17 protein-coding genes are annotated in these 21622 nt (G+C 57.5%); 6 read left to right on the forward strand and 11 right to left on the reverse strand.

Annotated elements, in window-relative coordinates; genetic code table 11:
* Positions 1–13: 13 nt before the first annotated feature.
* The 7 genes from tssK to tssB are packed head-to-tail and all read right to left on the reverse strand — an operon-like array spanning position 14 to position 7044.
* Positions 14–1330 carry a type VI secretion system baseplate subunit TssK gene (gene tssK, locus ACZYUB_RS02080; protein ID WP_463945146.1) on the reverse strand — a complete coding sequence of 439 codons (1317 nt, stop codon included), beginning with the start codon at positions 1328–1330 and terminating at the stop codon, positions 14–16.
* A 2-nt stretch (positions 1331–1332) separates the two neighbouring features.
* Entirely contained in the window at positions 1333–1875 is a 543-nt protein-coding gene (gene tssJ / locus ACZYUB_RS02085; RefSeq protein ID WP_463945148.1) for a type VI secretion system lipoprotein TssJ, read from the reverse strand.
* Positions 1876–1880: 5 nt separating this feature from the next.
* Positions 1881–2825 carry a type VI secretion system baseplate subunit TssG gene (gene tssG / locus ACZYUB_RS02090; protein ID WP_463945149.1) on the reverse strand — a complete coding sequence of 315 codons (945 nt, stop codon included), beginning with the start codon at positions 2823–2825 and terminating at the stop codon, positions 1881–1883.
* Complete coding sequence (tssF, locus tag ACZYUB_RS02095) at positions 2822–4591, reverse strand: type VI secretion system baseplate subunit TssF (RefSeq protein WP_463945150.1); 1770 nt, start codon at positions 4589–4591, stop codon at positions 2822–2824. The genes tssG and tssF overlap by 4 nt, the downstream gene beginning before the upstream one ends.
* Positions 4591–5019 (reverse strand): type VI secretion system baseplate subunit TssE, encoded by a 429-nt coding sequence (tssE, locus tag ACZYUB_RS02100; protein ID WP_463945151.1) that lies wholly within the window; start codon positions 5017–5019, stop codon positions 4591–4593. Before tssE ends, tssF begins: the two co-directional genes overlap by 1 nt.
* Before the next feature lie 5 nt (positions 5020–5024).
* Complete coding sequence (gene tssC / locus ACZYUB_RS02105) at positions 5025–6494, reverse strand: type VI secretion system contractile sheath large subunit (protein ID WP_463945152.1); 1470 nt, start codon at positions 6492–6494, stop codon at positions 5025–5027.
* A gap of 46 nt (positions 6495–6540) precedes the next feature.
* Positions 6541–7044 carry a type VI secretion system contractile sheath small subunit gene (gene tssB / locus ACZYUB_RS02110; protein ID WP_463945154.1) on the reverse strand — a complete coding sequence of 168 codons (504 nt, stop codon included), beginning with the start codon at positions 7042–7044 and terminating at the stop codon, positions 6541–6543.
* Positions 7045–7700: 656 nt separating this feature from the next.
* On the opposite strand from tssB, the gene ACZYUB_RS02115 reads away from it, so the two are divergent.
* From ACZYUB_RS02115 to ACZYUB_RS02125, 3 genes are all read left to right on the forward strand, one after another.
* Positions 7701–9479, forward strand: coding sequence for a putative bifunctional diguanylate cyclase/phosphodiesterase (locus ACZYUB_RS02115; protein WP_463945156.1), 1779 nt, complete (start codon positions 7701–7703; stop codon positions 9477–9479).
* A 167-nt stretch (positions 9480–9646) separates the two neighbouring features.
* Positions 9647–11797, forward strand: coding sequence for a methyl-accepting chemotaxis protein (locus ACZYUB_RS02120; RefSeq protein ID WP_463945157.1), 2151 nt, complete (start codon positions 9647–9649; stop codon positions 11795–11797).
* A 93-nt stretch (positions 11798–11890) separates the two neighbouring features.
* On the forward strand, positions 11891–12652 hold the full coding sequence (locus ACZYUB_RS02125) for a class I SAM-dependent methyltransferase (protein ID WP_463945159.1): 762 nt from the start codon (positions 11891–11893) through the stop codon (positions 12650–12652).
* Between the two features lie 38 nt (positions 12653–12690).
* Here the strand turns inward: ACZYUB_RS02125 and ACZYUB_RS02130 are convergent, their stop codons facing one another.
* The 3 genes from ACZYUB_RS02130 to ACZYUB_RS02140 form a co-directional block, all read right to left on the reverse strand.
* Positions 12691–14643: a methyl-accepting chemotaxis protein gene (locus tag ACZYUB_RS02130; RefSeq protein ID WP_463945161.1), complete on the reverse strand. Its 1953-nt coding sequence runs from the start codon at positions 14641–14643 to the stop codon at positions 12691–12693.
* Between the two features lie 114 nt (positions 14644–14757).
* The gene (locus tag ACZYUB_RS02135) at positions 14758–15315 is read right to left on the reverse strand and encodes a DUF2799 domain-containing protein (protein ID WP_463945162.1); all 558 of its coding nucleotides are present in this window, start codon (positions 15313–15315) and stop codon (positions 14758–14760) included.
* Between the two features lie 19 nt (positions 15316–15334).
* Positions 15335–15877: a DUF2799 domain-containing protein gene (locus tag ACZYUB_RS02140; RefSeq protein WP_463945163.1), complete on the reverse strand. Its 543-nt coding sequence runs from the start codon at positions 15875–15877 to the stop codon at positions 15335–15337.
* A gap of 197 nt (positions 15878–16074) precedes the next feature.
* Between ACZYUB_RS02140 and ACZYUB_RS02145 the strand changes: the two genes are divergently transcribed.
* Positions 16075–17271, forward strand: a complete 1197-nt coding sequence (locus tag ACZYUB_RS02145) for a Bcr/CflA family multidrug efflux MFS transporter (RefSeq protein WP_463945164.1) — start codon at positions 16075–16077, stop codon at positions 17269–17271.
* 72 nt (positions 17272–17343) lie between these two features.
* Here ACZYUB_RS02145 and metE read toward each other — a convergent pair whose 3' ends face one another.
* Positions 17344–19635, reverse strand: coding sequence for a 5-methyltetrahydropteroyltriglutamate--homocysteine S-methyltransferase (gene metE, locus ACZYUB_RS02150; protein ID WP_463945166.1), 2292 nt, complete (start codon positions 19633–19635; stop codon positions 17344–17346).
* 103 nt (positions 19636–19738) lie between these two features.
* On the opposite strand from metE, the gene ACZYUB_RS02155 reads away from it, so the two are divergent.
* Positions 19739–20629, forward strand: a complete 891-nt coding sequence (locus ACZYUB_RS02155; RefSeq protein WP_463945167.1) for a LysR substrate-binding domain-containing protein — start codon at positions 19739–19741, stop codon at positions 20627–20629.
* Between the two features lie 107 nt (positions 20630–20736).
* Positions 20737–21495 carry a hypothetical protein gene (locus ACZYUB_RS02160; protein ID WP_463945168.1) on the forward strand — a complete coding sequence of 253 codons (759 nt, stop codon included), beginning with the start codon at positions 20737–20739 and terminating at the stop codon, positions 21493–21495.
* Positions 21496–21622: the final 127 nt, after the last annotated feature.

A 21622-nucleotide genomic window follows, 5' to 3' on the forward strand; every position in this document is an offset into this window, starting at 1 on the left:
CCTGTCGCTAGTTTTAGTCGCGGATCGCCCAGAGCTGCAGCTCCAGACCTGGGAATTCACCGGCTACATGGAGAGCCAGTTGGGCGCTGCGGATCAGCGGGGTCCAGTCAGGATGTTGTCGATCCAGTTCGAAGTAGCTGAATCCGGCGTGGTAGGGCAGATGACGGGGGGCTACCGGCAAATGCCGCAACGGTAGGCCGGGCAGTTGTAAGGCGATCCGCTCCCGGATCTGCTCCGGATCGGCAATCTTGCTTTGTAGAGGAAATTGCTGCTGTAACTGCTCTACCGGTAACTGTGCCTTGACCGCCAGAACCAGGGCGATAGGACCCAGCGCCGAGGCTTCATGCAAGGAGGCCTGGCGAATACCGAATGCCGTAACCTGTAGTGGCAGAGCGAGCGCTCGCGGGGTAACCATAGTACCCAATGAGGTACGGATGGCATTGAGCAGCGGGATAAAGCAGCTTCCCGGATCCTGATGCTGGTAGTTCGCGATGGCAGAGGGGTGTCGACTCTCGCTCATCAGAGTGGCCAGCTCGGCATGGAGTTGCAACAGGGTCGAGAACAGTCGCTCCGGGTGCAATTGTGGAAGCTGTTGTAAATGCTGGAGTAGCAATTGATAGCGTTGCAGTAGCTGCAACAGTAAAAAATCATGCCATTCGCTAATTTCTTGCTGGTGCGGCGTGGCCAGACGCTGTCTCAGGCTCTGGGCGCGCGTGGTCAGGAGCCCGGTCACTTCGATCAAGCCGCGTTGTAAGGTCGGGATGGCATGTACGACCAAGCTGCATGGCATAAACGCCGGGTCCAGCAATAGGCTGCCATCACTGCGGTGCCCCAGCAGGCGGGCTATGGGGATCCGGGTCTGGCCCGTATTACCCTGATCCTCCAACTGCAATTCGGGTTGCAACCGCTGCAGCGTGACTTCCACTGGGGGCGAGCTCTGGGCCTGTCGATCGACCATCGGATGCGCATGTTGCTGGTAGCGTCTCATGGTTGAGGCTGTGGTGCCTGGGCCATCCAGAGCCAGCGTCAGGTAGATCACCTGATTCGCACGAGTAGCGGATGGCACTAGCAGCGGAGCCGGGATCGCGTCTTCATCGGGAAAGCGGCAGAGGGTACCATCGGCGAACAGCACGCAGCCCTGCACCAGCGCGAATTGGCCGATGCCCAGGTGTTCCTGACTCAACTGCAGCTGCAACACGCCATAACTGAAGTTTCCGAGTGCGGTGACCCGTTGATGCAGTTGGTCACTCCAGTACCGCTCCTGTTGCTGGAAATGCTGGGGGCGGATGAATAACCCCTCGTGCCAGACGACGCTATTGTGAGACGACATGCTTACTCCTCATCTTGCTGCAGACGAATGGTGTGGTTCTGCAGCTGGACTAGCAGGTGATAGTGATGTCCCATGGGCGTTAGCTTGAGCAGCTGCCGCCATTGGGCATGTTCCGGATCGGCATAGTGCGCAACCACCCCCAGATAGCGGGTTTGCTCCAGAAGAGGCATAGCGGCTAGGTAGCGAAATTGTCCGGGAAGCAGGCTGTAATCCTGATGATCGAGATAGTTCTTGCCCAGAGCGGCCGGCAGATCTCTGTGTATCTGGTCGTAGTCACTGGCCAATAGTCGGGACTCTTCCGCCAACTGCACCAGCTGCAGGGCAATCGGGTGTGCTGTGCCTTCGGCATCGGCATTGACATCCGGCTCGGCGAGCAAGGTGATGCTGACGGTAGAGGGCTGGGATTGGCTATCGCCGACTTGAATATCTGGGTTCATGAGTACCCGCCCCAGTTTGCCCAGCGTGCTACATCCGCATAGCAGGCCCAACAGGGTGGTGACGAGCAGGAGGCTGATGGCGAGTTGCCGCCGCTGGCTGTTTCGCATAGGGGTTACTCCTCGACGCTGAACCGTAAGCTGGGGGTTGGATGGGGATGACCCAGAAAGTTACTCCAGCCCAACCGGACTTCTGGATCCTCTCCCAGCTGCCATAGGGGGGACTGATCGCGGGCCAGCTCCAGGACTAGATCCCAGGCCAGCAGGGCGTGTACTTGCTGAGTGACCAGCAGCTTGAGTCGTTGATAGAGGTCGCCGTTGGGCAGTAGGCGATAGAACTGCTGCCGTGAGAGTTGTTGCAGTCGCAGGCGGAATTTACCGGCGCAATCGGCTATCTGGCTGCCCAGCAGGCCATCATGACCGAGCCGACAGGCTTGCACTCCCAAACGGTTTTGTTGCCCCGCAGGGATGGGGACCTGCCGCCGTTGCCAGGGTTGAAGCTGTACACTCGGAAGCTGCAGGCTGTGCTGGATCAGGCTGCACAGTGCCGCGGCAGATGGTGCTGGGGCAGTGCGTAATCGGGAGTTGGCCAGCCACTGTTCGGGCTGGAGTGGCAAACCAGGAGCGCCGCGCATGGCCAGCAGGCAGCGGGAAAGTGAATCCGCGCCTGCGCGGAAGCGCAGTTCATAACGGTATTTGCGCCAGCCCCGGTACAGCAACATGAGCCAGCGATGATGAAACAGATCCAGCAAGGCGATTAGTCGGGGTTGCTGGTGGGCATGCTGCCAAGCCAGTTCATCCAGATAGTAACCGGGTAAGGGTGATTGACTACCGTGCAGCCCGAGAAACCCGACCTCGAGTCGGGGGCTGGAGTTGATATCCAGAGTCAGCACATCGGCACAGGGAAAGCCGAGTCCGGGTGAGACCCGAAGCTGCAGTCGATCCGGTTGCGGCAATTGCTCAGGGTCTAGCTGCAACAGGGCCAGCAGTTGCTCAATCAATGGCCCGAGATGGTAGGCGTGCGCATGATGAGCCAACTGTGTCAGGGGAAGGGTGTTCATAACAGCGGTTGCCTCCCGACGGTGGCGGGCCACTGGTAACGGCTCTGGGCATCGAGATTGATGACTTCCAACTGATGAAAGCTATTGATACTGGCGTAGTGCGTCAGAAAGTGAGCCAGCACACTGCCGAACAGATAGAGCTCCCCCTCGCCGCCAAAAGGTTGGCCATGAATGCTCAGGGTGGTGTGGAGTCCGCGAATGGGTAAGCCATCATGGAGCCGTTCGATGGATTGGGTGCTGATGTGCTCGATTGCGCTAATCCGCGCCCGGTTGTGGGATGGCCGGTCGGCATCATCCTGGCGGTCATAACAACTCAATAATTGCTGCAGCCGTTGTGGCTCCAGCAAGGAAAGGTAGTGGTGGGATAGATTGTTCAGCAATTGCCAGTGCAATTGATCGTTCGAGGCCGGGTAACGGATCCTGGTTGGGCGCAGCAGATTATGAAACCGGACAAAATTCGGCGAGCTGCCCGTGGCGATATGCAGAGCCCCAGGCGGCAGCCTGGATGCCAACTGGCGGTCACAGCAGGTCAGGGATATCGAGATGGTCTCCTCCTGAAACAGGGTCTGTGACGGCTCTGGCCCGATGAAGCTCAGACAGTAGTTCATTCCTTGTCCCGACACCTTAGCGCTCTGATTGAGCTTGTACCGGGGCTGAGCCGTTTGTGGTGGCGATGGGGGCTGTTGAAATCGGTGGAAGGGCAGATACTCCCGTAGACTTGCTCGCGTGCCATCCTGGTTATTTCGTTCACGGCTGAGCATGGGTTGGCGCCAGCCCTGCACGCTGTCGATGCTGAACAACTCGTAGGCATTCGGGGTCTGATGGGATAGATGCAGGGGATAGTCGTGATGTCGGCCATGCCGATGGATCGGTTCGGCATCGAGCGGGAAGAGGTTCACCGCTGGAATGCAGTTGAGCATTATGCTCTGGCGGGTGATGTGCACATGGCCGGGCAACGGCTGCGAAAACTCGAATCGTAGGCGAACCTGCGCGACGGGCTTGGGGGGCAGTGGTGGTAGATCCGGCTTGAGGGCGAGACACAAGAAGGCAGCGGGAAAGCTGAAATAGTCCTGCAGCAGGCGGTGACCGTCGATGTGATCATCCGGCTCGGGCAGCAAGGCATCTGCGGGAGCAAAGCCACGGGCCCGCAAGCAGCTGGGGTGTTGCGACCAGTTGTCGGACTCGGTTTCGATCACTAATTGTCGAAGGTGCTGACACAGCCAAAGATAGAGTTCACAGGCTGCAGGCTGTTCATCGCCAAGGTATAGCTGCAGCTTCTCCAGCTCCAGTTTGCTCTGGCAGAGTTGGGTGTGCAGCTTCAGCGTCAGAGTGAGTGTGAGCCGCGTCGGATCCAGGCTCAGCAGGCCGTCGGCGGGATAGACCCAGCCCGGTCGACAGGTTCGGAAGCGGCAACTCCGGCCATCGATCGGATCGCTTGCGACTTCACAACCCGCTTCCAGTCGCATCGGTTGACTGATGGTGTGGGGAATGGGCAGGAATTGCATCATGGTCAGGCTCGGAATGACGCGCAATAGTTGGGGGGCGACCAGTTGCAGTACCCCGAGACTTAGCTCGGGAAAGCTGTCATCCATGCGAGCACGCAGACTGGCAGTCAGAAATGCCACGCCTTCCAGCAGTCGCTCCACATCCGGATCTGCCCCGGGCCCGGCCAGATAATGACTCAGCTCGGGATGTGCTCGGGTGAGGGCTTGTCCCTGCTCCCGCAGGTAACGGAGTTCTGCCTGAAAATAGTGCTCCATGCGCATCAGTTCACCATCCGGTAACGACGGTTGCTGTCCAGTTGCAGAGTCAAGCTGGCATGCCTGGCCTGTTCGGCAAAACGGATCTGCCCTTCGATCTGGAATTGTAGTATCAGGGGATCCCGACTCGGCTCCAGGCGCTCGGAGTGGGAGACCCGGACCTGTTGTAGACGGGGTTCGTAGTGGGTTATGCACTGCCGGATCTCTTCCGCCAGCCGGGTCCGCAGATCGGTGCAACCCAGAGCAGTTGCATTGAAGTCGATCAAACCCAATGCGGGGGCACCACGACAGCTGTCGGGCCGACTATTGAGCAATAACTCCAGATGTTGCTGGATGGATTGCAGAGCGCTGGCTACCTGTTCGTCGATGGAACCGGGCTCCCGTTGGATCAGTCGTTCAAGTAGCCGGGAGCGAGGGGCGCAAGAGTTGGGCATTCGGGTTACTCCTTATCGAGTCGACCAACCAGTGAGAGTTCGAAACTGGCACCCATGTATTTGAAATGAGGGCGAACGGCGAGTTTGACCTGATACCAGCCTGTCTCGCCTTCCACCTCGGAGACCTGGACACTGGCACTGCGCAGAGGGCGACGACTGCGCACTTCGGCGGGAGGATTTTCCTGGTCGGCCACGTATTGACGGATCCAGCCGTTGAGCTCGCGTTCCAGATCCTGGCGCTCCTTCCAGGCTCCCAACTGCTCGCGTTGCAGAACTTTCAGGTAGTGCGCGAGGCGATTGATGATGAACAGATAGGGTAACTGGCTACCAAGCCGGTGGTTGGTCGCCGCCTGTCGCCCCTCTTCGGTATTGGGAAATACTTTGGGTTTCTGCACCGAGTTGGCCGAAAAGAAGGCGGCGTTATCACTCTCCTTGCGCATAGTCAGTGCGATAAATCCCTCTTCGGCGAGCTCGTATTCCCGACGATCGGTGATCAGTACTTCCGTCGGGATCTTGGCCTGCAACTGCCCCATGGCCTCGAAGAGATGGACGGGTAAATCATGGATAGCGCCTCCGCTTTGCGGCCCTATGATATTGGGACACCAGCGATAGCGAGCGAAGCTGTCGGTTAGCGCTGTGGCCAGTAAAAATGCTGTATTCCCCCACAGATAGTGGTGATGGTCGGCGCTGGTCTGTTCCTGATAGTGGAATCCCTTGATGGGATTATTGCTTGGGTCATAAGGCAGCCGGACCAGGAACCGCGGAGCCGTCAATCCCAGATAACGGGCATCTTCCGATTCGCGCAGGCTGCGCCATCGAGTATGGGCAGGCCCCTCGAAGACCGATTTCAGATCCTTGATGGCCGGGAGCTCACTGTAACTGTCGAGGCCGAAAAAACTGGGCGCCGCCGAGGCAATAAACGGGGCGTGGGCCATGGCGCCAACCGCGGCCAGATATTGCAGCAACTTGATATCCGCCGCAGAGTGATTAAAGGCGTAGTCGCCAATCACTGCCGCAATTGGCTCACCGCCGAACTGACCGTAACCACTGGCATAGAGGTGTTGGTAGAACCCGGACTGCGTCAGCTCGGTGGCATATTCAAAGTCATCCAGCAGTTCTTCTTTGGTCGCATGCAGCAGTTGGATGCTGATGTTTTCGCGGAAATCAGTACGGTCGACAAGGAGTTTGAGGGCGCGCCAGGAGGACTCGAGCTCCTGAAATGGCGGGGCGTGCAGAATTTCATCCATCAGTCGGCTCAGCTGGCGATCGAGTTCAACGATTAAGTGATCGACCCGGGTCTTGTTCACCGTATCCCGGATGGGATCCGAGGCGCAGGCATGAGCCATCAGGGCGGCGACGCCGCGTCCGGTAATGGCATATCCCTCATCGTCAGGCATCAGGCGCGCTTGGCAGAGCAGGTCATTCAGCAAGGAAGGCGATGAGTGGGCAAGTGGTGTTGGGGTGGTCAGGGGCATGATGCATCCTTGGCATTGGGGTATCAGACTTGGCGGGGCGGGCCTGTTAGGGCTCCAAATTCAGCAGCGACACTTCCTGGAGTAACTGAGCCCGGGTTTCCGGATCTCCGAGCAGCTCGCACAGCCGTTGACGAAACGCTGGAATATTGCCAAGTGGACCTTTGAGGGCGACTAGCGCTTCACGCAGTTGCAGCAATTTGTACAGTTCCGGCACCTGCTGGGCGATACGATCCGGCGTAAAGTCGGCGAGCGATTCGAACTGCAGGGTGATAGGGAGTTCACTCTGTTCAGCGCCTTGCAGGTGGTTGGGGATCGCAAATGTCAGCTGTAGCGCCGATTCTTTCATCACCGCATTGAAATTCTGTTTATCGATGTTGATGCAGCTGCGCTGTTCCAGCGGGATCCTGGTTTGATTGCCGCGTAAATTACCGACCACGAGCAGGGCCAGCGGGAGTTCGATGTCACCCTGATGGTTGCCAGTGGCTGGCTGGTACTTGATGTTGATGCGTTCTTTCGGGGCAACGCTGGTGTCGTGGTGATGGCTGGGCATTGATCCTGGCTCCTGAAATCCATAGTGGATGGAGCGAGATACTAGGCAGCGAGCGTGGCATTGGCTGCTGCGATTAGTGGCAGCATAGCCATTCTATTAATGGGGATTTTATGACGACAATGCGATGGAAATGAAAACAGGAAGGGATGATGTAAATAACCGTTGATTATTTTGTCAACAAATAGGCAATAACCAATTTGTCCCTAGAAATTATATACCGACTTTTATTAATTTATTGTTTTTGAAAGGGTTGCGTTTAAGTGTTGATTGTTATGCGATTATCCTGTTTTATTGTTCGGCGTTGAATGGAATATTCAATTGTGTGGTTGGATATAACGCTAAAGTATCTTGCCAGCGGTGCCGTTTGTATAAATTTGAATGATGATGACAAGCGCTGGTTGATTTGCTGACAGGGTGTCGCGTGGATAGCGCGGCCAATTGCGATCATGGTAGCCGCCTGGGCGATTTCGCCATGTCGGTCTGGATCATGCTCGACTGGACAATGAGGCAGGGCATGCTCTTTGCTAGGTTAAGCACCTCTTTGAGCCGGGGTTGCGCACTGGCACAGGCTATAGCGCAATTGTTCGCGCCAGAAAAGTCTCGTTCAGGGCTATATCATGTGTGGCCAAGGATTAAACGATAGGTTGGGAGTAGGAATGCCACAGTGGCTTGAGCGGTTGAAATACCAATGGAATGGCTGGATGGACCGCACCACAGCCAGTTTGCGTCCATCTGTCCCTGCTCCGGCATATTCCCGTTTGGCTCTGCTCTCTTCTGCTGCCACTCTGTGTGACGAGAATGGCATCATTCTCGCGGTCAATGCTCCGTTTGAAGCACTCAGCGGTTACCGAGCCGAAGAGCTGGTCGGCCAGTTGGCGCCGGCCTTACGCTCAGGACTCTACGACACTGGGTTTATGCTGCTGATCCAACAGGCGGTTGCCGAGCGCGGGGTGTGGCAAGGTCAGGTGCTCAGTCGCCACAAGAGTGGTCGCATGCTGGCTGAACAGTTAACGGTCTGCCGTTACCAGCATGGTGCCGATCCCCATTTGTTATGTCTGGTCGGTTTGATGCAGGAGAGCAGTAGCCTGCATGGTCCATCCCCCGTCTCGGTTCGGGTGCTGGATCCGCTCACCGGGCTGCTGGATAGACCCGGCTTCTATGCCGAACTCGATCATCAGTGCCAAACCGGCGCTGCATTTGGTTTACTGTCGCTGGATCTGAAAAACTTCTGCAATATCAATACACAATTTGATCATCAAACCGGCGATCTCTTGCTACAGCAGTTATCGGATCGGCTGCGTCTCCTGGTGGGTAGCCGGGAGTTACTGGGGCGAGTGGGTGGCGATGGCTTTGCGCTGCTGCTTCCTGGTGTCACCTCCGAGGTCGAGTTGGCCGCTTGGGCGGATCAGTTACTCGCTCGCGTGCATAGTCGATTCGAAGTCGGGCCCCGCAAGTTACGGCTGTCGGGAACTGTTTCGGGTGCTCTCTGGCCCCGGGATGGTCAGGATAGTCAGCAGTTGCTGCGACATACCGATCTGGCGCTGTTCGAAGCGCGGCGCCAGCAACGCAGTTACCTCTGTTTTTCTGAACAGATGTTACAGGGGATCGCCGAACGTGAAGCCATGCAGCGCCACCTGTTACAAGCGATCAATGACGGTGAGATTTCACTGGTTTATCAGCCGATCTGGGATAACCGCTTAGGGCGGGTGGCCAAACTGGAGGCTCTGGCCCGGTGGCAGCATCCCGAGCTGGGTGCTGTGTCGCCGGTTGATTTCATTCCCCTAGCCGAGCAGAGCGGTTTGATCCAGATCCTGGGTGAACAATTGCTGGAGCAAGCGTGTCGTGATCTACGGCGCTTGCATGATGCGGGCTACGACTGGTTGCAGGTGTCGGTCAACCGTTCGACCCTGGAGTTCAACACCCTGAGTGCCGATGGTCATGAGTGGTTGTCCGTGCTGGCCAAATATCAGTTACCTCCTGGACAGTTGATTTTTGAAATTACCGAATCGATTTTCATGGATGGTCATGAAGAACATCTGTGTCGCATCCAGGCGTTGCGGGATGCGGGTTGCCAGATTGCCATCGATGATTTTGGCACCGGCTTCTCGGCGTTGAATTACTTACGTCTCTACCCCATGGATCTGGTGAAGATCGATCGTTCTTTTGTGCAACAGATCCCGCTGCATACCCAAGATCGCCTGTTATTGCAGGGATTGATTTCGATTGTGCATAACCTGGGTATGCAATTGGTGGTCGAAGGAGTGGAGCGGGAAGAGCAGCAAGCCTTTATTTGTGAGCAGGGCTGTTCTTTTACTCAGGGTTATCTGTTCAGTCGGCCGCTGGCCTGGCCGGATCTGCTGTCCTATTTGCAACAACACCACCCATCTGAGATCACCAGCCACAGCGAGCGGGTAGGATCTTCCGTCCTGATATGAGTCTTGCGGGTAAATTTGCCCTGTTTTGAGTCGTCGCGCTCATTTGGTGCCCCATGGCTGCGCAATGTCGCACCAATCCCTCGCTACCCCTTGCCCTTTGTTGGTACGTTGCTTGCTTATTGTCTGACTCATCAATGGATTGAGTATGCAAATAACAAGGAATGGTTATGCAGTTACACAGCAACGACATGGCATTGAGCTCCGCAGAACGGCACTGGCTGCCCTGGTTTGGCAAGACGGGGAAGTTGACGATGCGCTGGGCCTATCGACGCAATCGGGATCGGGTTGAGGCCATGGAGAGTGCTTTCAATAGCTTTGCGACGACCCGTCAGGCTCTGCTGGTGCAATGGTGCGAACAGCAATGGAGCCTGTTGGCCAGCCTGGCTGATGTGGTGCCAGTGCTCTCGCAGTTGGATCGGAGCTGGTTGGCTGACAAGCAGAATTTGCTCCCTGATGCCACCGAGTTATTTGTCATTGACGTTACTGGCCAACTGCTGGCCAGCTCCCGTGAGCTGCACGGTCGGCAAGAACCAATTTCAGCTAAGGTTCTCGAGCGTCTGGCTGCCGGACGCTTCTTGCATGGTCCATATCGGGATGAACGCACCCGGTTGCTGGGGCCCAGCAGCTCTTCCTTCCATGATGCAGTCACCTTGATGTTCTATCAGCCGATCTTTAAGGCTGGACAGCGGATTGCCACCTTGTGTGCCCGGATCCCCAATGATGTGCTGGGGGATCTAATCCAGCGCGAAGCGGGGCATATCTTCCACGAGTCGGGTGACAACTACCTGTTCATGGTCAAGTCGGTGCTGGATCCCTCCATTGAACCCGGCGTGGCATTGTCCCGTTCACGTTTCGAGGATCGCACCTTCAGCCTGGGCGATAACCTCAAGGATGGCGTGCAGACGGCGTTTGGGGTAGTCCGGGTGCGGGAACATACCGAGCTGGAGCTCAAGTTCAATGATCCGGCCACGGGGCAACTGCATCCCGGGGTCCGTGAAACGATTCGTCACGGTCATAACCTCTATGTCACTTACCCAGGGTATTCCGATTACCGGCATATTCCGGTCATTGGCAAGGGGATCACTTTCCAACTGCCCGGCTCGCCAGATACCTGGGGCATGATGTGCGAAGCGGATTTAGAAGAGGTCTACCGCTATCGCTCGGTCAGTTATCGTCTTCTCCAGGGTGCTTTGCTAACTATTATTCCCAGCTGGGCTGTCGCCCAACTTCTGGTCCAGTGGCTGTCGCTTGCCCAACCCCAGGGCATAGCCTTGCAAGCTGTCGCGCTGTTGTTGGGCGGCTGGTGCTTTAATCGCCGTTATGCCAAGCCCTTGGCCAGCCGCTTGCGTCAGGTCATCGGCATGTTACGGCGTATTGCCGAAGGGGAGGCGAATTTGCGCTTGCGGCTGGATCGCTCGACCCTGGTGAGTGACGAGACCGGCGTCATGACCCAGTGGGTCAATAGTCTGGTGGATAACCTGGATGCCACGCTGGGCAACGTGATGGTGACCAGCCGGACGTTGGAGCAGGACAATTTGCGCATGCAGCAACATAACGGCAGTAGCGCCCAGGCCGTGGATCAGGTGATGGCGGCCATGCAGCGGACGCTCGGATCCCTCGAGGCACAGATGGGGCGTTTGAACTCCGCCTCGGTCACGGCGGAAGATATGCATCAGGCGATGACCCAACAGGCAGAGGCGGCGCGTCAGCAATTCTCGGTCGTTTCCAGTCGGACGCGCTCGATTCGTGAAACCGTGAGTACCTCCACCCAGACGATCGAGCAGCTCGGGGCCAGTACCCGGGAGATCGGTAATATTGTCGGCGTGATCCAGTCGATTGCCGCACAGACCAATTTATTGGCATTGAATGCGGCTATCGAAGCCGCTCGGGCCGGGGAAGCGGGGCGGGGCTTTGCGGTGGTGGCGGATGAAGTTCGCTCGCTGGCTGAAAGGACCAGCAGCTCGACGGCGGAAATCGAAGCCATGATCGTCAAGGTGCAACAACAAGCCGCCGATGCCGTTCAGGTCATGGAGAAGGGGATGGGCAACATGGAGGAGGGACTGCGGATTGCCGAACAGGCGGCCGGTGATAACGCTGGTCAGAGCCTGATTGTCGAGAAGCTGTTTGCCACCATCCACGAGCTGACTGATCACGGCCGCGAACATGCCGAAGAAGCGGCTGGGGTGGCGGATGTTGCCGGAGCCATGAAGATGGCGCTGGATGATCTCAGTCAGAGCGTAGCCCAGACCCATCACACCATTGCCAGATTGAGCCTGATGGCGGGCCGCTTCCAGGTCAGCCAACGCAGCGCGGTATGAGTATGGCGCTGCCAGCCGCCTAGGCAGTGGCACGCTCTCTGGTACAATGCACAGGCTCCCGCGATCGGGAGCCTGTTGCTATGGGGTTGTTGCATGTTTGTCATTGAGATCATCGCTGAGTGTCCATCAAGGCAAGCAGATGCCGAGCGTCTGACGAGCGAACTGGGTGGATTGATGCTGTCGGCTCCCTTCGCTCTGGTGTGGACCGAGAGCCGTCTCGAGCTGCGCAAGCTGGATGAGCCGCTGCTGGGGGCGGTATTTGTCGATTTCGTCGAGGGTGCTGTGGCTCATCGCCGCAAGTTTGGTGGCGGACGAGGGCAGTCGATAGCCAAGGCGGTGGGTTTGAAAGCGGGCGCGAACCCGCTGGTGGTGGATGCGACCGCCGGGTTGGGACGGGATGCCTTTGTGCTGGCCTCGCTGGGGTGCCAGGTGGTGATGCTGGAGCGCAGTCCAGTGGTGGCAGCCTTGCTCGCTGATGGTCTGGCGCGGGCCTACGCCGACGCCGAGATTGGCTTTTGGATGCAAGAACGCATGAGCTTGCTACCTGGCCCCGCCTTGCAACGGCTGCAGGAGTTAACCATTACTCCCGAGGTGGTCTATCTCGATCCCATGTTCCCGCATAAGAAAAAATCGGCACTGGTCAAAAAGGAGATGCGAGTCTTCCAATCGCTGGTCGGGCCCGATCTGGATGCCGATGCCTTACTGCCAGCCGCCTTGGCCGTGGCCAGCAAACGGGTGGTGGTGAAGCGCCCGGATTATGCCGGTTGGCTCAATGAAATGAAGCCTAGCAGCGCCATCGAGACCAAGAGCAACCGCTTCGACCTCTATATCCAGGCCGCACTGCGCGGGAGCTGAATCTGGTTTCGGCCTGAAGCCTGTCGTTGATTTGCACCTCAGGCGGGCACGGATTCTGTCGTGCTCTGGCCTTGCAGGGTTTGAGTGATCAACTCGGCCTGGGCCTGAATATGGCGAGCCACCTGCACCGATTGACTGGACATGCTCGACGACTGTTGACGCATGCTGTGCATCAGATCGGCGAAGGCTTGCAACTTTTCCACCTGACTTTGGGCATTGCCGGCTCCTTGATCGGCCACCACGGCGGTGCTGCGCGCCGTTTCCCGAACCCCTTGCGCCGTCTCCCATAAGCCATCGGCATGCCGTTGTTGCTGTTCGGATGCATCGGCAATGGCATGGATGGTGTCACTGAGCTCGCTGGAGGCGCCCTTGAGCCGGGTAAAGATGGCCAGGATCTGCGACAGGGATTTTTGCGTGCTGCCTGACAAGTGGCGAACCTCATCGGCGACCACCGCAAAGCCGCGACCGTGCTCACCAGCGCGGGCGGCTTCGATGGCCGCATTCAGCGCTAACAAATTGGTTTGTTCGGCGATATGACTGATGACATCGACAATGGCGGTGGCATTTTTCATCGACTCATCCAGTAATTGTAAAGAGCCTTGGCTGGCTTCGATCGCATCACCGGTGCGACGGGTGGCCGCTTGCAGTTGTTGCACCAGATCCTGACTGTGCAACATCGAGGTCTCGTTGTGGCGCGCGTGTTCGGCGATGTCGTTGGCGACCTGATGCACCTCACTGGCTAGCAGATTCAGTTCGTCCATCATCTCTTGCCCCACCGCGATGGCACCATCGGATTGCTCGGCATGTTGCCGGATCTGCTCGACCTGACTGACCATGCCCTCCAGGGTCTGGGAAATTCGCCTCAGCTGCAGCCCCTTATCTTGCTGTTGTTGGCTGAGCAGGTTCATCAACTGGTTGAAGCTGCAGGCGATCTCTCCCAGCTCACTGTGGCGGTGTTGTACCGGCAGGGGCTCTGGCCGTCCTGTGGTGACCAGGTGGCGGAAAGCGTTACGCAGCACATGCAGGCGGGATACCACCAGCCGTTGCTGAAACAGGAAGGAGAGCAGCGCAAACAGCACCAGAATGCCGACCAGCACGATCAGGGTCAGGCCCAGCTGTTGCAGTTGTCGGGTCTGGCTCTGTTGCAGATCCTTGCCGATCTGCAGGATGTCATTCTCCAGTTGGCGAAAGTCCGTGGTCAATTGAAGTTTCATTTGCTGCTGCTGTTCCAGCATGCGCCGGGTGTTCTCCAGCTCCTTGGGATAGCGATTCAACAGACTGGCCAGTTCGGCCTTGGGCTCTTCCCCCTGATCGGCTGCGACCGCGGTTTCCTCGCCGAGACTGGGAAAATCATCCTCGCTCTCGGCGTGGACGCCCAGCAGGGGCAGGGCCTGCAACCGGGCCAACTGCTGCTGCAAAGAGTCGAGTTCAAACTGCAGGGATTTCAGTAGGCGGCTATCGTGTTGGGCCATCAGGTTCTCGCGCAACTGCCCGAGCTTGGCAATTCCCGAAGCCATACTGGCGGTCAGGCTCAGGTAAGCACTGCTCTGTGGATGCTGGGCGGCGAGGGCATAACGGGTGAGGATCCCCAGGTTGCTCATCAGCTCGCTTTCGGCATTCTGCAGCAGTTGCTGGCTATTGCCGGCCAATTTGCCCGCAGCCAGGTATTCGCCCCCCATCTTGGCATTGAGTTGCTGTAACTGTTGTGGGGTGTTGCGCTGTGTGGTGGCGGGCAGTTGCGCGAGCAGGCTGCCTGCTTGCGTCAAGGATTGGCGGGCCTGAGTCAATCGACTGGCATCACCGGTCAGCAGATACTCCCCGATCTGGCGCTGGGCATCCTGGCTGACGGTGCGTCTGAGCTGCTCGAAGTGGATACCTTGTTGCTCCTGGCTGAGGCGTTGGCTCCAGCCGGTATAGAGACTCCAGCATAAAATGGAGGCGAGTAGCAGCAGCAATAACGAGCTGAGCAGGGAAAAGTGAGCGATCTTCATGGCGGCATCCTCTTCGGTTTGCCGCGAGTGTATGAAGGGATAATGACAAATAGATGACAGGGGCTGCTGGGCCCAGGACCGACGGGGATATGTCGGATGCCTTTTGACGGCGAGCTACTCTCGTGGGGTAGCGAGCAGCTGCAACTGTTGCTGTTTGATCTGCATATACTGCTGTTGCAGATCCAGGGCATGCCACTCAAACTGTCTCAGCCGATGGCCTAACTCATGGCGCTCGGCATCATCCTGGCTGTGGCGGTAACTTTTCCACACCCGCTCCCGCTCGTCTTGCAGTCGATCCAGTTCATCGGCAATCTCATCCAGCTGTTGTTGTACCTGATACTCGGCTCGGCCGCGCTCGTAGCGTTGACGGAAGCTGGCATCATTCGGGCAGACTCCATGATACTCATCGCCATTCTTGCCCTTGGCATAGGCCAATTCCGGAATGCAGTAGAAGGCTAGCCCCTTGTCGTAGCCGGCTTGCCAGCGTTCCAGGTCGGGCGTGATCGCATACTCGGCGCAGGACTTATGGTATTCATCCAGGCGAGTGCGGGTCCGACCGGCCTGGCCATCCTGGTAGCCCAGACCATACCAATCGCCAAGGCGACACTGTTGCTCGGACAGCGCGCTACAGCCACCGAGCAGTAATAACGCGAGGATCAGCGGCCAACGCATGGTCTCGACTCCCTGGGGATTAGTGCAGACTGGGATTCAGTACATCACCTTCCACCGCCACGGGTGGCCGGAGTTCGAGCAGGGTCTGTTGCAATTGGAATTCGCTCCACTCCAGCTCCTGGAGCCGGGACTTAGAGGCGGCATCCTGCTTGCCGCGCAACAGGGCATGTTCCTGACGGATCTTCACCAGATCATCCTCGGCTTTTTGCAGTACAGCCCGTTCCTGAGCCTTGGCTTGCTCGGCATGGTAGCGAGTGGCAAATTCTGGAATGGCCAGACAAGGTCCCTGATAGGGCTGACTGCTGGTAGCCAATTGTCTGGCTTTGTCCATGGGGCAGGTCTGATTCAGGTGGCGCTGGTATCCTCGCTGCCAGGGCGCGATATCCAGATAGACGCCCTGATCGCGGCAGGCACTGGCGTAGCGTGCGCCATCAGCATAGGGCATGCCGCGCATGGCATCGGCGTAACCACGGCCATACCAATTCAGGTTTCTGCATTGATCTTTGCTGACGATACTGCAGCCAGTCAAAAGCAGCAGACAGGCGATAAAAAGGTGTCTCATCCTGATCCTTGTGGGTCACTCGGTCGGGGATCGCTGCCAACCTGCAGGCTAGCTTTGCGATAAGGGTATGGCGGCTATTCTCCCATGCCCGGAGGTCAATGCGAAGATCGGGATCTGTGATTGGCTCCAGCTTTTTTTTGTGAAGCAGATCAAGTATCCGTTACACTCATAATTCACTCCATTTGGAACAGGCGTCCATGCGAACCTCTCATTTATTGCTGCTGATCATGCTGGGGGCTCTCTCCGGGTTAACACCTTTGGCGGTCGACATGTATTTACCGGCGATACCCAGTATTGCCGAGGATCTGGCCGCCAGTGTCGAGTCGGTGCAGCTGACCATCAGTACCTTTTTAATTGGCTTTGCCATCGGCCAGTTATTCTATGGGCCTATGGCGGACAGCTTCGGCCGCAAACCGGTGATCCTGTTCGGCGTGGCACTGTTTGCTCTGGCTTCCATTGGTTGCGTGTTTGCGGAGAGTTTGCCGGTACTGTTGCTGTTCCGACTGCTGCAGGCTATCGGCGGCGCCGCCGGTGCCGTGGTGGTCAATGCGCTGCTGCGTGATCTGTTTAGCCCGGATGAGGTGGTGCGGGCCATGACCATCGTCATCCTAACCATGACCCTGGCCCCTCTGGTGGCTCCGCTGCTCGGCGGTGCCATGCTGGCATTGGGTTGGCACTCCATTTTCATCTTGCTGGCTCTGCTGGGGGCTCTTCTTTGGGTGGCTATTCTGGTGTGGATCCCCGAGACCTTGAAGCCCGAGCTGCGGCAGCCATTGCGCTTGGGTAGCGTGCTGAGTAACTATTTCCGGGTTTTGTGTCATCGCAAGGCGATGGGGAGCCTGCTGGCCAGTACCTTCTCCTCCGCCGGTATGTTTGCCTTTATCAGCGGCTCGCCTTACGTCTACATCCAGTATTTTGGCGTGCCAGCTCAGCACTATGGGCTGCTGTTTGGCTTGAACGTGCTGTTTTTGATGGGAATGACCTTTATCAATGGTCGCCTGGTCAAACGGGTGGGCTTGCTGGCCATGTTACGGCTGGGGTTGGTCTTGAGTGCAGTGGCCGGTCTGGCACTGGTGATCAATGGTGTTACTGGCTGGGGCGGTTTGTGGGGGATCGTGGTTCCAGTCTGCTGCTATGTCGGACAGTTGGGAATGATCGGTGCCAATGCTACCTCCCATGCCCTCGGCTTTTTTCCGGCGAATGCCGGGACGGCTTCTGCCCTGGCCGGCTCGCTGCGTTTTGGCGTCGGTGCTCTGGCCGGGGTGGCGGTGAACAGCGTTCCGGCGACCTCGGCATTGCCCATGGCTGGAGTGATGGCGGTGTGCGGGGTATTGGCCCTGATCGCACACCTCTGGTTGGGTCGTACTTTGCGTCATCCGGCCCGCGCCGGATAACTCCCCGATTTACCGCATTCTCCTGACTTTTGCCGCACTCACGTTACAACGGGAGTGCGGCTGCGGTGCATTTTAGAGCGAGACCGGTTGTTCCTGGCGCAACTGTTTGGCAGCAATCACCATGTTCGCCAGGGCGGTTCGAGTCTCCTCCCAACCCCGGGTCTTCAACCCGCAATCTGGATTGACCCATAGGCGTTGTGCCGGAATATGCTCCGCGGCTTTGCGCAGCAGGCTGACCATCCAGTCAACACCCGGTACATTCGGGCTATGAATATCATAGACGCCGGGGCCAATTTCGTTGGGGTAGGCAAAGGATCGGAAGGTCTCCAGTAGCTCCATATCCGAACGGGAGGTTTCCAGGGTGATGACGTCCGCATCCAGTGCGGCAATCGCATCCATCACATCGGCAAACTCGCAATAGCACATATGGGTGTGGATCTGGGTGCTATCACTCACTCCGGCGGCGGTCAGCTGAAAGGCCTGCACCGCCCATTGCAGATAGTCCGCCCATTCGGCCTGACGTAGTGGTAATCCCTCGCGAAGTGCCGGTTCGTCAATCTGGATGATGCGGATCCCGGCCTGCTCCAGCTCGCAGACTTCATCCCGCAACGCCAGGGCCAGTTGCCGGGCTATAGTTTCGCGGCTCACATCTTCCCGCAGAAAGGACCAGCAGAGCATGGTCAGTGGGCCGGTCAGCATGCCCTTCATCGGTTTGGTCGTCAGCGACTGGGCGTAGTGGCTCCAGGCAACCGTGATGGGGTGCGGGCGACTGATATCGCCGCTGATGATGGGAGGTTTGACGCAACGGGAGCCGTAGCTTTGTACCCAGCCATTGCGGGTAAACAGATACCCGGCCAGTTGTTCACCAAAGTACTCGACCATGTCGTTACGTTCCGGCTCACCGTGTACCAGAACATCCAGATCCAGTGCTTCCTGCTCCCGTACCGCATAGGCTATCTCCTGTTGCAGGGCGGTCTCATAGTCGTGAGCACTGAGTCGTCCTTGCCGGTGTTCCTGGCGCAGAGCCCGGATTTGGGTGGTCTGCGGGAAGGAGCCTATGGTCGTCGTTGGCCAGGCGGGCAGGTTCAAGGCATGTCGTTGCTGAATGGCTCGCTGGGCGTAAGGACTCTGACGCCGGGCCTGTGCTGGGGTAATGGCAGCCACTGCAGCCTGTACTGCCGGGTTGTGAACCCGGGTCGAACGGTCTCGAGCACGGATGGGTGCACTATAGGCTTGCAGGCGTAGGAGCTGATCCGGCTGTTCCTCATTGAGAGCCTGTGCCACGAGTTGCAGCTCGACACATTTCTGACGGGCAAATGCCAGCCAACTACGGGCCTCGGTATCCAGCGCGGTTTCCTCTTGCAGATCCAGCGGGCAGTGCAGTAGCGAGCAGGAACTGGCGAGCCAGAGACGTTCCCCCAGATGTGTCGCTAGAGGCAGCAAGCGCTGATGTTGTTGCTCCAGATCCGCACGCCAGATATTCCGGCCATTGATGATGCCCAGCGAGATAATCCAGTCAGCGGGCAACTCGGCCAATCGGGATGGCGTGGGCCAGTGACCGGCGACACAATCCAGATGAACCCCTTGTACCGGTAAGCGCCGGATCAGTGACCAATGGTGATCGACCGAGCCGAAATAACTGGTCAGCAGCAGACGGCAATGTCCTTGCAGGGCATCATAGGCCCTGTGGTAAGCCTGTTGCCAAGCATCTGGCAAGTCGAGGACCAGAGCGGGTTCATCGATCTGCACCCAGTCACAGCCCGCGGCCGCCAGCCGAGCCAACACAGCACCATAGACGGCGAGCAACTGCGGCAGCAGTTCCAGCCGATCGAACGGTTCGCCTTTGACTTTTCCCAGCCACAGATAACTCACCGGACCGAGCAGAACCGGCTTGACGGTATGACCCAGGGCTTGAGCTTCGGTGATTTCGTCAAACAACTGGGTCCATTCCAGACTGAACGTTTGGTGACGAGAAAACTCGGGTACCAGATAGTGATAATTGGTGTTGAACCATTTGCTCATTTCACTGGCAGCCGCGGTATGCCCGCTGGGAGCCCGGCCGCGAGCGATCCGGAACAGGGTGTCGAGATCGACGCTACCATCCTGGTTGCGATGGCGAGCCGGAATATTGCCTAGCAGCAGTGAGGTGCCCAGCACCTGATCGTACCAGGCAAAATCGCCGACTGGCAGCAGATCGATGCCGGCATCCGCCTGCCATTGCCAATGGCGTTGGCGTAATTCCCGCCCCGTCGCTAGCAAGTCGGCTTGGCTGCTGTTCCCGGACCAGTATTTTTCCAGGGCTTGCTTGAGTTCACGTTTTACACCGATGCGTGGGAAACCGAGGGTATGAGTAAGATGAGCCATGTTTTTCTCCGTTTAGACGTCCAGATGTTTACATGGCTATTTTTGTCGATTAGCGTAATGGAATGCTATCGCAACTTTTGCAACCGTCAGTTGCAGGATCCTCATGATCGAATTGAAACACTTACGGACCTTAGTCACGTTACGCGAAACCGGTAGTTTGAGTGGCGCAGCCCAACGACTTCATCTGAGTGTCTCCGCCTTGTCTCATCAACTGGCTGAACTGGAAGCCCGGCTGGAGGGGCCTTTGTTTTTACGCAAGAGCAAGCCGTTGCAATTTACCCGTGAAGGGCAGTGGTGTCTGGAATTGGCCGATGAGTGCTTGCCGCGAGTCGATGAGGTTCTGGACCGTTTCGAGCAGTCTAAGCATCCGGTTGCGACGCTGTTGCGACTGGCGATCGAGTGTCATAGCTGTATTCACTGGCTTACTCCCGCTCTTGCGGGATGGTCAGCGAACGGGGGACCGGAGCTCGAGTTTGTCACTGGGCAAAGCTTTGAGCCCCAGTCCGCGTTACTACTTGGTGAGCTGGATCTGGTACTGACGTCCGATGTTCAGGCGTGTGCCGATATCCACTACCAGGCTCTGTTTGATTACGAAATGCGTTTGATTGTCGCACCAACCCATCCACTTGCCCTGGTCTCTGATGTCACACCCGAGAGAGTGGCGAGCGAAACCTTGCTTAGTTATCCGGTTGCCCACTCGCGTCTGGATGTGGTGCGACATTTTTTGCAACCAGCTCACCTGGCACCCGCGCGGATCCGTCAGGTCGAGAATACCCTGATGCTGGTGCAGATGGCGGCGGCGGGTTGGGGCGTTGCAGTGCTGCCGGATTGGGTTAGCCGGGATTTTGAAGCGCAAGGGCTGGTGGTTTCCCGACGACTGGGAGCGGGGATCTGGAGTCGACTCTATGGCGCATCACGGGTCCGGGAGCGCCAAAACAGCAACTACCTGGCACTGTTCGAGCGCATACGGCAAGCCGCGAAACCGGCGCTATAACGGTTACAATCAAGGTCCCTCCGGATTTATTAGGGTTTGATTGCAATCGATCTTTCCGTGCCTATAGTAGGCTCCGTTACTTTTCCGGTTGTTACAGGAGCTTCAGCATGCGTAAACCTTTCCTTCTTGCGTTACCGATCCTCGTGGTTTTGGTCCTACTGGTGCTCAATCATAATGCCCCCTCTGTGGCCCAAGATTCCGAAGCTGCACAGGTGGATCTGTCCCGTCTTTCGGCGACCGAAATTGGCAAGCAGAGTAAAGCGGCCATCATGGATCTGCTGCAGAGCGAAAAGCCGGATGTGATCACCAAAGATGCGAAACAACTCCGGCTGCTGGCTCAGGCGCCTGCAGCACGCAGTGCAGATGCAGCCCGTTCACTGGAGTTGATCGCGGGTCTGGAAAAGGGACGCTTGACCTTGTTGAGTCAGCGATTCTCCCTGCGTCAGGAGCGTGACGCCCTACTGGCGTCGATTCAGCAGGGAAATTTGGCTGTGGAGATGATCGTCGCTCCCATGGTGGGCTCTGATGCCTATTTGGGGGGCATCTATCAGCAATATAAAGATTACTCAGCCACCATGACGCTCGTGATTACGGCGCTGTTTGCCGATCCGGAACTTGAAAACCAGAAGTTAGCGGTTACTCGTTTGCGGGGGATGGCACCGACGGCGATCGACAATATCCGAGTGTTAAGTCTGGAAATTGCCGCATTGCAGAACAATGCTCAGCTCAAAACCGGGATCGACGCGTTGCAACAGATGATCAAGCCGGAACAGGGCTGCATTGCTCGTTGGCTTTGGTTGCAGGAACAAGAGCAAAAATTGCAGGACCTGGCCGAACAACTGCAGCATCAGATGAGCGGTCGTTGAGTCATTGCTCCGTGGTAGAAGGCCCTGCGGGGCCTTTTTCATTTGTGTCCTTTGTGATCAAGAAAAGGCTTTCGATCAAGAGTTTGCCCTATTGGCGCGATCTAGTGTGGAGGAGATCAAAAAAAGG

The organism is Pseudaeromonas sp. HNCC25DJ182 (genome assembly GCF_055413365.1).

Coding starts and splice junctions, on each gene's coding strand:
- tssC (WP_463945152.1), bottom strand. CDS start 6,494: ATGCCCCTGACCACCCCAACACCACTTGCCCACTCATCGCCTTCCTTG.
- tssK (WP_463945146.1), bottom strand. CDS start 1,330: ATGTCGTCTCACAATAGCGTCGTCTGGCACGAGGGGTTATTCATCCGC.
- ACZYUB_RS02160 (WP_463945168.1), top strand. CDS start 20,737: ATGCGTAAACCTTTCCTTCTTGCGTTACCGATCCTCGTGGTTTTGGTC.
- ACZYUB_RS02145 (WP_463945164.1), top strand. CDS start 16,075: ATGCGAACCTCTCATTTATTGCTGCTGATCATGCTGGGGGCTCTCTCC.
- tssE (WP_463945151.1), bottom strand. CDS start 5,019: ATGCCCAACTCTTGCGCCCCTCGCTCCCGGCTACTTGAACGACTGATC.
- tssJ (WP_463945148.1), bottom strand. CDS start 1,875: ATGCGAAACAGCCAGCGGCGGCAACTCGCCATCAGCCTCCTGCTCGTC.
- tssF (WP_463945150.1), bottom strand. CDS start 4,591: ATGCGCATGGAGCACTATTTTCAGGCAGAACTCCGTTACCTGCGGGAG.
- tssG (WP_463945149.1), bottom strand. CDS start 2,825: ATGAACACCCTTCCCCTGACACAGTTGGCTCATCATGCGCACGCCTAC.
- ACZYUB_RS02120 (WP_463945157.1), top strand. CDS start 9,647: ATGCAGTTACACAGCAACGACATGGCATTGAGCTCCGCAGAACGGCAC.
- ACZYUB_RS02155 (WP_463945167.1), top strand. CDS start 19,739: ATGATCGAATTGAAACACTTACGGACCTTAGTCACGTTACGCGAAACC.
- tssB (WP_463945154.1), bottom strand. CDS start 7,044: ATGCCCAGCCATCACCACGACACCAGCGTTGCCCCGAAAGAACGCATC.
- ACZYUB_RS02130 (WP_463945161.1), bottom strand. CDS start 14,643: ATGAAGATCGCTCACTTTTCCCTGCTCAGCTCGTTATTGCTGCTGCTA.
- metE (WP_463945166.1), bottom strand. CDS start 19,635: ATGGCTCATCTTACTCATACCCTCGGTTTCCCACGCATCGGTGTAAAA.
- ACZYUB_RS02115 (WP_463945156.1), top strand. CDS start 7,701: ATGCCACAGTGGCTTGAGCGGTTGAAATACCAATGGAATGGCTGGATG.
- ACZYUB_RS02135 (WP_463945162.1), bottom strand. CDS start 15,315: ATGCGTTGGCCGCTGATCCTCGCGTTATTACTGCTCGGTGGCTGTAGC.
- ACZYUB_RS02125 (WP_463945159.1), top strand. CDS start 11,891: ATGTTTGTCATTGAGATCATCGCTGAGTGTCCATCAAGGCAAGCAGAT.
- ACZYUB_RS02140 (WP_463945163.1), bottom strand. CDS start 15,877: ATGAGACACCTTTTTATCGCCTGTCTGCTGCTTTTGACTGGCTGCAGT.